Source organism: Moritella sp. (assembly GCF_013215705.1).
Classification (GTDB): Bacteria; Pseudomonadota; Gammaproteobacteria; order Enterobacterales; family Moritellaceae; genus Moritella.
The window spans coordinates 63,230-77,087 of the sequence record NZ_JABSQR010000013.1 but is presented as its reverse complement, the minus strand read 5'-3'; the positions used below and the strand labels follow the sequence as shown (position 1 = coordinate 77,087).

General features: G+C 35.9%; 9 protein-coding genes and 1 pseudogene. 3 read left to right on the top strand and 7 right to left on the bottom strand.

The annotated features are described in order from the left end of the window. Position 1 precedes the first annotated feature (1 nt). The gene (locus HRT96_RS10440; RefSeq protein ID WP_293155993.1) at positions 2-700 is read left to right on the top strand and encodes a GNA1162 family protein; all 699 of its coding nucleotides are present in this window, start codon (positions 2-4) and stop codon (positions 698-700) included. 283 nt (positions 701-983) lie between these two features. Here HRT96_RS10440 and HRT96_RS10435 read toward each other — a convergent pair whose 3' ends face one another. From HRT96_RS10435 to HRT96_RS10425, 3 genes and pseudogenes are all read right to left on the bottom strand, one after another. Next, complete coding sequence (locus tag HRT96_RS10435; RefSeq protein ID WP_366051828.1) at positions 984-1,277, bottom strand: Arm DNA-binding domain-containing protein; 294 nt, start codon at positions 1,275-1,277, stop codon at positions 984-986. 928 nt (positions 1,278-2,205) lie between these two features. Continuing rightward, positions 2,206-3,252, bottom strand: coding sequence for a GGDEF domain-containing protein (locus HRT96_RS10430; RefSeq protein ID WP_293155987.1), 1,047 nt, complete (start codon positions 3,250-3,252; stop codon positions 2,206-2,208). A gap of 48 nt (positions 3,253-3,300) precedes the next feature. Then, positions 3,301-4,251 (bottom strand): annotated as a pseudogene (locus tag HRT96_RS10425) (IS1595 family transposase). Between the two features lie 467 nt (positions 4,252-4,718). Between HRT96_RS10425 and HRT96_RS10420 the strand changes: the two are divergent. Beyond that, a complete protein-coding gene (locus HRT96_RS10420; protein WP_293155984.1) occupies positions 4,719-5,087 on the top strand; it encodes a hypothetical protein in 369 nt (122 codons plus the stop codon). Positions 5,088-5,827: 740 nt separating this feature from the next. On the opposite strand, the gene HRT96_RS10415 is transcribed toward HRT96_RS10420, so the two are convergent. The 4 genes from HRT96_RS10415 to HRT96_RS10400 all read right to left on the bottom strand — a co-directional run bounded on the left by HRT96_RS10415 (position 5,828) and on the right by HRT96_RS10400 (position 10,987). Further along, entirely contained in the window at positions 5,828-7,747 is a 1,920-nt protein-coding gene (locus tag HRT96_RS10415; protein WP_293155981.1) for a methyl-accepting chemotaxis protein, read from the bottom strand. A 1,054-nt stretch (positions 7,748-8,801) separates the two neighbouring features. Next, a complete protein-coding gene (locus HRT96_RS10410; RefSeq protein ID WP_293155978.1) occupies positions 8,802-9,335 on the bottom strand; it encodes a hypothetical protein in 534 nt (177 codons plus the stop codon). A gap of 169 nt (positions 9,336-9,504) precedes the next feature. Continuing rightward, on the bottom strand, positions 9,505-10,089 hold the full coding sequence (locus HRT96_RS10405; protein ID WP_293155975.1) for an Arm DNA-binding domain-containing protein: 585 nt from the start codon (positions 10,087-10,089) through the stop codon (positions 9,505-9,507). 106 nt (positions 10,090-10,195) lie between these two features. Then, complete coding sequence (locus HRT96_RS10400; RefSeq protein WP_293155972.1) at positions 10,196-10,987, bottom strand: hypothetical protein; 792 nt, start codon at positions 10,985-10,987, stop codon at positions 10,196-10,198. Between the two features lie 1,168 nt (positions 10,988-12,155). Here HRT96_RS10400 and HRT96_RS10395 point away from each other — a divergent pair. Further along, positions 12,156-13,154, top strand: a complete 999-nt coding sequence (locus HRT96_RS10395) for a hypothetical protein (RefSeq protein WP_293155969.1) — start codon at positions 12,156-12,158, stop codon at positions 13,152-13,154. Positions 13,155-13,858: the final 704 nt, after the last annotated feature.

Below are 13,858 nucleotides of genomic sequence, written 5' to 3'. Positions count from 1 at the left end.
AATGCCAAGTCGATTATTAAAATTTATGTTCGTAGCGCTTATGTCTACAACTTATTTAAGTGGTTGTGTTACACCAACATATGTAACAAAAGCGGACGAATTTCCTGGCATGTACACGGAAAAACCAAAATCATTATTGATTATGCCGCCAATTAACCTTAGCACAGCTGCAGATGCAAAAGATTACTATGCTACAACTGTAGAAATGCCGATGGCTTTACACGGTTTCTATGTTTTTCCATATCAATTAACAACTGAGATCTTAAAGCAACAAGGTATTTATGATACTGAATTAGTTTATGATATGCCGCTGGGTAAGTTCCAAGAATATTTTGGCGCTGATGCGGTTTTGTTTACTAAGATCCAAAAATGGGATACGTCATATACAGTTATTACCTCAACACTAACTGTCTCTATTGATGCTGAAATTAAATCAACGAAAACATCAGAAGTGTTATGGAAATATACCGGGACAATCGTTGTAGACTTATCCGGTGGAAATAGCGGAGGGGGTCTCGCAGGATTGATTGCAAGTGCAATTGTTACCGCGATCAATACTGCTACAGCTGACTATACACAATATGCTAAACAAGCAAATAGTCGTTTTATTTACTCAGTACCAATGGGCCCATATCACCCTCAGTATCTAAAAGATCAGCAAGTTCAACTAATACAGCAGAGTGTAGTAAAAGCACCATAGTTTCAATACTATACTCTAGATATCTCAAGCAGATTTTGATTGCTTGAGATATCTATTGGCCGTCGATTCCACAAAGCATGACACTTAGTTGATATTCGATTAACACAAATGTGCGCAATACGTTATCGATATCATTGATGCTGTTTCCCTTTATTTATCCTCGCTTAATTTGGCATAACATAACGTACTAGATATATCCTTGTGAAGTACGCTTTTCGTAATTAATATCGCTAATATGCGATTACAAGTTGCTGGTGCGTAATACTCACCTTTGTATTTAGTCTCACTTAAACCAAGATGCAGCTTCATTACATGGCTGACGGTTAGCTAGTGGTAAGTACGTATCGTAGAAGAATGATTTGACGGTTGGGTGATCAACTTGATTGTCACGCTCGGCTTTAGGGTCAATACCATCAGTGATTAACCCTTTATACTTTTTAGCTACCTTACGAGCTTGGTTAATGTCGATATCAGGGAAGCGCCCTATGCTGATACTGCATTTACGTGCGTTGAATTTATAGCGTAATAGAAAGCGTTTATTACCTGTTTTACCGGATAGGCACTTCAAGCCGATGATTTCTGTATCGGATACTTCGAGTTATGTTGATGATGAATTTGCTGGGTTCGCGGGAAGGGATTTTAGGTTAGCATTGGTGAATTTAAATTTTTTGATCATATCCTTTCCTAAATTTAGATTAAGCATATGATTAATCTGAATATATATCTGAATATATTACAGGAGCAATATATGTTAAGCGAAACAATACATATTAAGCAGGAATATTGTAATGAATGTGGAGTTGCAGCATATGCAACAATCACCGGACTAACATTACAAGGATCAAGAAAACTATGGGGGAAATTAAGGAATAACAAAGGGTGGATAACAAAGGGTGGATAGCCCAACAAGTAAACTTGATGAAAACCTAGTACCTAGTATTGTTTATTATCTTAACTAATTAACTACATTTACCCAGCAGAACACCACTGATAATCGCTGAGCCCGATTATAACGATGGTATTAACGGTTCGAGATAAAAAGGATATGGACAGGGTAAGTTTTTGATAGTACTGGATACAACAAAGCCCCAACTTTCGTTGAGGCTCTATTACTTAAATATGGTGCCCGAGGGCCGACTTGAACCGCCACTCCTTTCGGAAGAGGATTTTGAATTCCTTGAGACGCCTTTGCAGTAGTGATAATTACTAGGATCTAGTTGGCTATTGATGTGCACAAGAATCACTTTTTCAGGGAGTTATTAAAGCTCTCTATTGGGAAATTACGAGCATCAAACTTTTCGAGCAACCTACTTTAAATATGCAAAAAAGGCGATTACTTATTGCATATTCATCATTTTTTTCGTCATTGAATTATCTCGTTCTGGGGCACAAAATGCCTTAGGGTTTGTGCTTTAGCATGAGACAAAGCGGTCATTATAAAATGAGTGTTTCATACAAGAATAATGTCTGCTCTCAACACTTTGCGGTCATCTAAGTTAAATTTCTTAGTTTATGACCGCTGATTCAACTAAATAGTTGTACAACTGCACCTGATTTCTTCCGGAATTTTTTGCATTATAAAGTGCGGTGTCAGCATATTTAATCCACTTATCTTTTGACAAATTGTCAAAAGAAGCACATACACCAATACTTACTGTAACTGGATGATTTACAATTATTTGTTTTGTTTTTATTGCACCAGTTAACATGTCCGCAACATGTAGTGCGTCATCAATGTTTGTATCGCGCATTAATAATATGAACTCCTCTCCGCCAACTCTGAATAATAAGTCTACCTCGCGACTGTACTCATTTATGATATTCACTAAGTGCTTAATAACTTCGTCACCGACACCATGTCCAAATGAATCATTGATGTGTTTAAAATGATCAATATCAATCATTAAGATTGCAGAATTTATGTTATTCCGTTTTTTTTGAGCGAGACAATTCTCTAAATTGATCGATAATTGTCTTCTATTATACGCGCCAGTCATAGGATCTCGTATTGACTCATCAACTAGGCGTTGTTTTAGTTTATTTATATGCATTAGTATTGCGAAGGATATTAATACTGTTAACAGATAAGAGACCGAAACCCTAGATGCTTCTTCTATTTTCATACCTAAAAAACTAAATCCACTTACAACCCCCATAATGATTGTGTTAAATACGATCGCAGATTTAATTGTTAATATAAATATCAATGAAATAGAAATCGGGTACACCCAATAAACAGTTTCCACCCCCAAATAGTAAATTGTTAAAAATATAGACACTATCAACAAAGTAACAACAATATTAGTGTGTATTGTTATTCGTGAACCTTTATGAAGAGCTAATGCATGAAAACCAGCGGAAAAAACAAAAGACACTAGTGAGTATGCCAGAAGGCTATAGCCTAAATAATGGTTTTTAAGTGCAAGGAGAATAATTAAAACAGAAGAAACAGAAGTAATAAAATAAAGCGATTTTTTGTCGCCTATAAATAATGAAACAGAGTCTTTGCCATGTTTAGCCAATGAATGCTTAGGCCTATTTGTTACTTCCATTTGTTACTTCCATTTGTAATATCTCGGCTCAGTTCCATAATATTGTTGTTACCTGTAAGCCGCCACTAACATTTGCTGAAAATTCAACTTAGCATAGCTTTCTCTAAACCAAGCGAGATAATGTGGTAAATACTTCGTTGCCACACCTCGCATTTTTATATCTACCCAGCCTTTAAAATGAGCTATTGCGCCATTCACCGTTTTAATATGATAAATCTTATCCTTCACTCTATTTTTATTGCTTATCAGTCGCTTGTGATCACAATGTGCGCCCTTAGCTATACTGACATATGCCCAAGCACCATCACTACACAGCACAGAACCTTTTATTATATATGGCTCTAGGTGTGTTTTTATTTCAGCGGTTGTATCTGCGGCCAAAACACCATCGATAATGTGTTTACTTCTATCTATCGACAGAAGTACGGCGACTTGTTCGTCTTTCTTTCTTTTGTCGGTATCACCACCGCGCTTTCTTGCAGCTCTATTATTCTTCAACTTTTTTGTGCCTTTCTCTGAGTAGGCAAGAAAAAATTCGTCAGCCTCAATGATCCCCGATAATTTATCTTTATATTGTTCTGATTGCGCTTCAAGAAAACGATGACGCCATAAAAATGCTGTTTTAAGATTGATGTGACAAATTTTGGCCGCTTGACGTAATGTTAATTTCTGCTCCATACATTCTGCATATCGAGTCCAAATTTCACATTTATGCAATCTGGCTAAAGGTGTTTTTGTTTTAATATTGAAGGTTTTAACACATGCCTTACAGCGATAGCGTTGCACTGTTCCCGCTTTACCCCATTTATTAAAATGCAGTGAATGACAATGTGGGCATTGGGGCGAGATGTCAAAAATAGGTTAAATAAGTTCATTTACTGTAATTTCGGGTTGAGTATCTTGAATTAGTTGATGAACTTGCTCTCTTTGGGCTGGAGTCATGTCCAAAAGTAGCTGAGTAATACTATTCAAATGGTATGTGAATGTTTTAGCTCTCATTTTCTTCACCTTTAAAAGGTTAACTACACTTATAAGTATAGCCAACATCTTGATGGATCTGAGCGAATCTCTCTATTTGGATGCGCCTTGCTGAATAAAAGCATAATCACGTGGTTTCCATCGAACATAACTCGTTATTATTCTTCTTCATAAATGCGAAGAGCAGTTAAATTAGGCTTAAAACGCTGACAAATCCCCACGCGATTGAGGAATATTAATATTAATATTAATATTAATATTAAGAAGGTCACTTTTATGGCAGTTGGTGATCAAATTATTTCGCAAAAAAAACAGAGCACTTGCCGTGAAAGCCACCGAAACTATACGAAAAGTATATAAAGAATAAGATCTTAACGCAGAGCACGCTCATCGAGACCTACTCAACAAACTATAGCAGAGCCACCCTAAAGATTGCCAGCCGATTATTTTATCCGACGCAATTTTCAAAACCCCTTGGTTTAAAGCGGTTGAAGAAAAAGAATGGTTCAAAACAGCGACAGCGCATGCAAATAGAAGAAAATTTCATAAATACAAAAAATAGTAAACTGGGTATCAGTTTGGAATATGCTAACTCAAAAAGTCCAGAGCGTTACGACAACTTATTACTTGTTGCTGCAATGATCCTATTTGTGCTTTGGTGCTTAGGATACGCATCATCACAGCTTGGTCAGGCAAGGTTGTTACAGGCGAATACAGAGAAAAAACGAAACGTCCTCTCATTCATTTATATCGGACGAGAAGTTGTTGATGATTATAGATATTGCCCAGATGAACCTTTGCTCTCTTATATTTATAGCCAGCTTTCAGCGCTGGCTATAAGGCATGAAGATTTATGATAAATTGGTTGGGATCCATCAGCATTTAAACATCAATTCAGCACTAGGTGGGTGACTTATAAGTTTTCTTAAGATTTTTATATTACTCGCTGTAAGTTATGATAAATATACTCTAATGCAATAAATATTATAACGCTTAACATTTATGATTACAGAAATAATATTACAGTAGAGTCGAACAAATAACTTATCTTAAACCACGCCCCAAAGGACAATAAATGGACCGTAAAGTACCGGATATGGACAGGCGTAAATTTTCTAAGAGTAATAATGTGAATTTATTAGATAGTATTTTCAGGGATATGAATTAAGGACAGATAACGTAAGCTTTTCATTGTTCCAGATACAACAAAGCCCCAACTTTCGTTGAGGCTCTATTACTTAAATATGGTGCCCGAGGGCGGACTTGAACCGCCACTCCTTTCGGAAGAGGATTTTGAATTCCTTGAGACGCCTTTGCACTAGTGACAAAGACTTGGATATTATTTGGGATTGTATTGGATCTATTAGGCATTAATTTAGCACAGGAATTACATTTACCAAAATACCTTAAATTTTAATACCAACAGATAAGAATAGCTGTCGCGCAGCCGACAGCTATTAAACTAAACAATATCATCAGCATGTTTTTTAAGAGAATATTGAGTGGATAGACAATTATAATTGGTCATAGCTGATTTATCGAGCAGCTTCCATTGCTGCTCGATTGGAGAAACGAGATCCCCTTATGCGGATACTTTTTATTGCAACCTGAATTTACTTACGATAGATTTCAGCTGACTGTTCGCAGCTGCAAGATTGATGGTTTCATTTGTTGTCGCTTCTCCATTCGCAGACAACTCCCCCACGATTCCACGAATAGCGGTCATATTACGAGTGATTTCATCTGTAACAGAGCTTTGCTCCTCGGCTGCGGTAGCTATCTGCATATTTAAGTCATTAATATGGATTACTGATTTAGCTATAGAATCAAGGTTTTGAGCCACCAAAGATGTCGTTTCCACCGTTCTTTCGCATGTCAATTTAGTGGAGTCCATTGCTGTAATTGCAGTAGTAGATCCCGCATGTAGCTTACTTAGCGTCTGTTCAATCTCTGCCGTGCTAGTTTGCGTTCTGGCAGCAAGCGCTCGGACTTCATCTGCGACAACGGCAAAGCCTCGGCCTTGCTCCCCGGCTCGAGCCGCTTCGATAGCTGCATTTAACGCCAGCAGGTTCGTTTGCTCTGCAATTTCACCAATGACTTTCAGTACGTTGGTAATATCTTTGGTGTCATTTCCGATTTCTGCAATACTCACAGATGTATTTTCAACTTCTTCAACGAGTTCAGATACCGTCTTTGTGGCGCTCATTACAACGTTTTTAGAATCAGTAACTTGAGTGTTTGCATTATGAGTGAACTGAGATGCTTCGGAAGCATTACTCGCGACATCATTGGCAGTCGCATTCATTTCTTCAATAGCAGCAACGATTTGTTCTGTTTCTGCCGAGTGAGCGGTCAGTACTTCGTTATTTTCATCCGTTTGGTGTTTAAGTTTATCAACACTATGAGAGATGAGCTCAGAAGACTGTGATACGTCCAACATTAAGGATTGTAGGTTGCCGATAAATACATTAATGCCCTCTGATATTTGCCCCAAATCGTCATCACTAGTTACAGGTAATCGACGGGTGAGATCACCATTACCTTTTGATAAATCGAGCACAACGTCTTTAAGCGAAAGAATTGGACGATATAAAGTGTTTAGCATGGTTAACACAAGCAAAACTACAATGGATATCATAACAAGTGAAGTGATAAGCGCATTAGTCAGTGCTTCATCGACGGTAGCATAGACAACGGACTTATCAACCCCGATAAATAGATACCATTTTTTTCCATTGACCAGTTTTATAGATTTAGTGATCGCTAATTTTTCGACACCATTTAATGTGTAATCTATATATATATCGTCTTGAGATAGCATTGCATTCTGTACGTCGACCATACCGATATCGGAAAGTCGCCCACCCACATCTAGTGCAGTTGAGTTGGTAGCTAACGTTTTTCCCGCTCCGTCTAAAATTATGGTAATCGCGCCCGGAAAATTAATATTTTCTACAGCGTCATCTAAGATGGACAAAAAAACATCACCTTTAACGACACCATTTCCAATATTTTTTACAATAGAGACAACCGGTTCCCCTGTTTTTGTATCATTATAAACATCTGTAATATCTAAATTATTTGTTCTTTTTGCTAATTGATACCAAGGGCGGACACGTGGATCATATTTATCCTTATTTGCAACGCCGTTAATCCAACGATCACCAGTTAAGGACGAATATGTACTGCCATCATCGAAACCAAAATACACAGAAGTTAGGTCACTAGCACTCTTCGTGAATCTTGTTATATCAACATAGCGATCACCATATGTTCCGAGTTTGTAATGGTTGGCTAATGAGTCAATTGCGAGGGTTTTAGTATGAAACCAATCCTCAATAATCTTAGCTTCAAATCTGGCAGTCGATACTGACTTATCTTTAATGCTCTGAACCGTACTATCTTTTAAATTATTATAAGAAAGCCAATTTGATGTTAGCAAAGATGCCGTAACTAACAATAATATTGAAATAATTAATGTTTTTTTAAAACCAAGTGATTTCATATTTTTCTTCATTTTTTGCCAGTTTAGCTATTGCGCACAGTAAACTGTAGGGTGTTAAAGGGAAGTTGCCGACGGCTAAAGTGGTGCTAGTTCCCTCACAAAAAAGGAGTCTAGGCATGTTATATAAGCTGTTGATTGAGTGGAAGATAACAGCTTTATGTTATTATGAAAACAAGTTTTTTTTTCACCAGAAAATGCACCGTCGATTGTCATTGTTACACCGCTACTCAGTGATAATCTCTACACCACAATCACGAATAAATTGAATTAACCGAATCTAATAGTCTTCACTGCTGTCTATCCCCTACGAGCTTATTAAACACATGCCACAACCCCATACTGCATAGGTACTTCCAGCAATAACCAATTACGGAAAAATAACGCAGCCACCTCCAGCATTAATAAATCCACCGAATAATCCATACTAGTTTCAAAGGACAGGACGATGTTGGATCCATTAGGAGTGCGTGAGATGACTTTGCGCACAGATTCTGCACGTGAAAGTACCGGATATGGACAGGAACAAATTATCTAGAGGTCATAGTTAAGTTTATTGGGAAGTATTTCTAGAGATATAGGTAAAGGAAAATGTAGGTAAGCTTTTAATTCTGCCAGATACAACAAAGCCCCAACTTTCGTTGAGGCTCTATTACTTAAATATGGTGCCCGAGGGCGGACTTGAACCGCCACTCCTTTCGGAAGAGGATTTTGAATTCCTTGAGACCCTTTGCAGTAGTGATAGATACTTGGATCTCGTTGGATATTCTTGTCCATCATTTGGGATTGTGTTGGATCAAGTTAGCTACTGATGAACACAGGAATTTCATTTACCAAAATATTTGAATTTTAATCCTGACTCAGTATTGGACATAATGTTATAGCTGTTTATTTTCAGCCTCTATTTTTGAAAGTTTATAGCTGTAATAAATATTTTGACAAAATGCTATTAGAAAAACGAAATAAAACAACCCTGTTTTAGTACTATCATCAGACTCCTCCCAATACCAATAGACACATATGAATAAAAATATATAAAACACAACCTTTGACAGAATAAATTTTAGCATTAATATAGTCCTGATTTATTAATAGTTTGCCTGTTACCTAACTCTGCTTGTGCCTTATTCAGTTCTTTTTTATTAAAGATTACACTTCCCCAAATAACAATCAAAGTCCAGTGTTTTTTACCCATTTTTTTGAGAGTCCAAATATCTTTTATCATATCCTTCCCTCCTATTATTGATCCCCCAATACCCACATAACCAGCAAAAGAATCAATAACAGTATGAAAATTAATGTCTTCCAAAAGCTCCTTATTTGATAGAGACCATATCCCCCATTGAGGATTAACAAATGTAGTATCTAAAGTTTTATCTAATATATGCCCCATAAGCGCTCTGTTTTTAACACTTCTAATCACGGACATGGCTTCAATTCTTTGTAAACGGTCCATGTGACGATATAAAATCATAGCTGCAATGGCTTCAATTTCTGCATCTCCAGCACCTTGCAATAAATTCATTGGTATTGAGGTTATTTTAGATAAATGCAATATCTTTTGCATAGCGCTTTTGGGTAGTTGATATGGCAGAGCACTCATTCATATTCCTTTAATTATTTTAATATTTAATAAACTCACTTAATTGGGTAAATCAAATATTTCGACAAAATATCTTTCTCATAACAGCTAATTTGAGAATACCGATTCATCCTATATTACAAAAAGATAAGTACTAGTGATCGCTGAAATTACAACTGATTTCACATATTTATAAAAATACATATAATACTCGATTAAAAATTGCAGGTGCGTAATATTCACCTTTGTATTTAGTTTCACTCAGGGTTAAGTGGAGTTTCATTACATGGCTAACTGTTAGCTCGTTATATTTGATATTGGCAATTGCATGACAGTGTTTACGGAATCGTTTCTCATCCAAAGCCCATGTTTTCTTTCTGCGCTTTGCCAGTGGTAAGTACGTATCGTAGAAGAATGACTTAACCGTTGGGTAATCAACTTGATTGTCACGCTCTGCTTTAGGGTCAACACCATCAGCAATCATACCTTTATACTTTCTCGCTACCTTACGAGCTTGGTTAATATCGATGTCTGGGGAGCGCCCAATGGTGATACTACATTTACGCCCGTTGAATTTATAGCGTAGTAAGAAACGTTTATTACCTGTTTTACCGGATAGGCATTTCAAGCCGATGATTTCTGTGTCGGATACTTCGAGTTCTGTTGATGATGAATTTGCTGGATTAGCTGGAAGGGATTTTAGATTTGCATTGGTGAATTTGAATTTCTTGGTGGTAATGGGATTAGGGTTATTGGGCGTGGTTTTGATGGTCATATTAATACCTCGTCTGGTTAGGGATACAAGGTATTAATATGTTTTTGAAGATGGGTTAGATACGATGAAAAAAGGTTCTCTACTGTTGAGTAATAAAATCTACTAGCTATAGTTCATCACGGCATCGCTTAACATAAAAATTGTAATTCTCACCATCAAACTCACCAACCACGATATTATCCATCTGAAGGTATGAAACCTTAGCACTATCAGGAATTATACAGTATCCGTAGCTATCCATTTCAAAGTTGAAAGCAAACCATTTAGTAAATACTGAGATCTGATCAGAATACCATTTATTATTATTTGCAAAACTCATGGATAGTGATAACAATATAACAATTGATATCATTCTACTCGTAACAAGAAATGGGCTGCCTACAGCAAATCCTCTAATAAATTTAAGTGTTAGTATATTCTTAGCGCTCATACTCTTAAAACTCACCATTCCATCTACCATTATTACTGATAAACAAATAACGAATAAAGCCATAAAGGATATAGAGCTAGAAACAGGAATGGTTAAAATTGACACAAGAGTTTGTGTATAACCAAAAGCCGATGCAGGTACATGTAATACATTATTGATAAACCCGTTTGCAACAGTTAAATTCAACGTTGTAGCACCTAGAAATACTATTGCTCCCAGTGATTTCCCAAGTAAATTTGAACTCAAAATTTTAATTAATTCAAAAACATAATTTGAAAATCCATAAAACATGAAAATTAATGCGAACCAGTAAAGTGAGAAACTGATTTCAGTATTTATTTTTTCAAGGAAAGCGTGAATAGCAAGGCCAAGTATTAACATCAAAATAGTTAATATATAAGCAGCTTCTTCATTTGTCAGTTTATCTATATCGTCAGAAAATCGTTGTTTTATATTTAACAGTCCCATGTAAACCCTCCAATCTACCAGCCCTAAAGATTATAACACAATGGCAGTCGTTCCATTTAAAATCAACACCTTAAAATCATAAAACTAATATCATCGTCACTATTCAACTAATACTAGCAGTTTAGATAGACAGAGGATTAGATTATAACGATGATATTCGCGGTTCGAGGGTTAAGATAATGGAGAGTGAACTCTTGTGATTCTGCTTTATTCTGTACTGGTAATTATGTCACGGCATTTAGCATGAATATTTAATTATTGATATCATGACTAAATTATCCTGCTAATAGTTTCGTTACTACCTATTAAGTGATTTTAAATCAGATGCTTACATTAGATTTCAGTTCTTGATTATAGCAATGGATACATTGCCATGATTATCAAGGCTTCGTGGTGATAATCTCTAGCTTAATATCCAAATCTTAATGATGTGGTGAATATCGGCAACACTTCTACATTGCTACTATCAAGATGTGAAAGTTAGCTATTAATATATTTATATCAACACATTAACCTATTACCTCAATACTATCTGAGCATAATACACGTTGATAATCATTCAATTTAAGTTCTGTTACTGATGAATTTACAGAGTTAGTGGGAAGTAATTCTAGGTGGCATTGGTGGATTTGATTATTTTTGGTGGTGAGAAAGTTGGTGTTATTGATGGTCATATTAATACCCTTTAATTGTGATACAAGGTATTAATATATTTTTGAAGATGAGGGTAGATACGCAAACACATTTCACAAATAAATAAATACCTATTTAAGACTCCAAGCACACCAAAATAGTTGATCAGCACACTTTCAGCTGCCATTATACAAACACTTGAAATGACAAAAGGTAAGAAGATGAAACCGTCGCCCCACGATTGTGCTGCATTGATTGTTAAATCAGTGAATACAAATGCAAAGGCGAAAGGCGAAAGGCAAAAAGATAACTCGATTTCAACTATCACTTTTTTCTTTATCAAAGATTTGCAATAAAAAGGTAATTACTCCTCTTTATTTAGAATACTTATCAGCTGAATTGCATGAGTTGGGTTGATGCATGTTTCAAGTAGAGAATACTAAATTTGCATTTATACAAGCAGCATCAGTTAATAACTGGGTTAAGTTTTCTTCAAAATAAATTAACAAAATCGAAGAATAGTAAGGTCAAGAGTATGTCTAAAACACTAGAAATGAAAAATGAACAATTAAGCGAAACATTCACTGAAAGCTACACCAAAGCTTTAGCATTACTAAACCATGACAAGCCCCATATAGCTGATTTATTTTCTTATTTTAGAAAAAAACTATTATCCACTTATCATTGGGAGACCGTGAGTCATATAGCAAAAAAAACTGAAAAAGGTATGGTTTCTAGCACATACACCACAACTGATGCGGCAGGATTCCACCCACAAATTAGAATCAAGAATAGGTCTCAAGGTATAAGAATTGAAATTCCCCTCAAATATAAAGCTGATGCAAAAAAACTACAATTAAGCATACCATCAGGGCTATTAGAGTTTCGAGCTGTTGGAAGTCGTAAAAAAAATACACCTTATCCAGCTCTTGAAGGATACATTACAAACAAACACGACATAGATTCGTTTATTAACTTAGATTGCCCTGAATACTTCACAAGATTAAATAATGCAAATAAGCCACCCCTAAAGAAGAAAACTAATAAACCAGAATTAAAAAAAAGCGATTATTTACTTCCTGAACAGCAAAAAACAATAATATATAGAGAGCAATTCTTAGCAAAATACTTTGATATTTGGTTAAATGAACAGAACAATGTAATGGATACGGATGAACAAACTAAGAAGAAATATCAAAATGGTTCAAACGAAGGTTACGATTATTTCGACTTCAGCTTTTCTTGCAATAACAAGAAGTATATAGCTGAATTAAAAAGCACATTAGAAGGCTTCAGAACTGTAAAAATGTGTATTCGGTTAGCAGTAGGCCAATTACTTGATTACGCAATATATGACCGAAAGCATAATGAATATGAAAAATTATTAATTGTTGTTGATAGTAAACCTACCAGACAAGATTTCACCTTTATTGACACCCTAAATAACCAGCTAAAAACAAATTTCCAGCTTTTCTATATGAATCAAGAAACGAAAAAATTTTACACATATAAAAATAAACTAGCATCAATTTAAATTTGGAGGCACAATTTGTAGCTGTACTAACCAGCAATAAATAGCCGCGATAAATATTAGGAAGTAATACTCATTATTATTACAGTCAAAAAATGATCAATATTACTTTTGCGATTTAGCCCAAGATTTTAAGTCTGCTGACAACTGGTGAGTAATGTGTGTGTTACTTATTATCTATCCCCTACGTGCTTATTACACACATGCCTCAACACCATATGGCATAGGTACTTACAGCAATAACCAATTACGAAAAAATGACGCAGCTACATTAGTTATTAATAAATCAACTTAATTACGCATACCAATTCCAAAGGACAAGAAATGGACCGTAAAGTACCGGAACTCCACCCAACCGACTCCCATGCTAATACTGGCACTTACATCCACCAGCAAAACTAACAAACCTCAAAGTACAGAACAGTGTTGGATTCAGTTAGATTACCTTGCGCACAGATTCTGCATGCGAAAGTACCGGATATGGACAGGAGTAAATTTTCCAAGGGTAATAACGTGAGTTTATTAGAGAGTATTTTTAAGGATATAACGTAAGGGAATACGAGGTAAGCTTTTGATTGTGCTAGATACAACAAAGCCCCAACTTTCGTTGAGGCTCTATTACTTAAATATGGTGCCCGAGGGCGGACTTGAACCGCCACTCCTTTCGGAAGAGGATTTTGAATTCCTTGAGATGCCTTTGCAGTGAT

Bases quoted from the DNA above. Each gene is read 5' to 3' on its own strand.
- HRT96_RS10410 (WP_293155978.1), bottom strand. From the start codon at position 9,335: ATGAGTGCTCTGCCATATCAACTACCCAAAAGCGCTATGCAAAAGATA.
- HRT96_RS10430 (WP_293155987.1), bottom strand. From the start codon at position 3,252: ATGGAAGTAACAAATAGGCCTAAGCATTCATTGGCTAAACATGGCAAA.
- HRT96_RS10395 (WP_293155969.1), top strand. From the start codon at position 12,156: ATGTCTAAAACACTAGAAATGAAAAATGAACAATTAAGCGAAACATTC.
- HRT96_RS10405 (WP_293155975.1), bottom strand. From the start codon at position 10,089: ATGACCATCAAAACCACGCCCAATAACCCTAATCCCATTACCACCAAG.
- HRT96_RS10400 (WP_293155972.1), bottom strand. From the start codon at position 10,987: ATGGGACTGTTAAATATAAAACAACGATTTTCTGACGATATAGATAAA.
- HRT96_RS10415 (WP_293155981.1), bottom strand. From the start codon at position 7,747: ATGAAGAAAAATATGAAATCACTTGGTTTTAAAAAAACATTAATTATT.
- HRT96_RS10440 (WP_293155993.1), top strand. From the start codon at position 2: ATGCCAAGTCGATTATTAAAATTTATGTTCGTAGCGCTTATGTCTACA.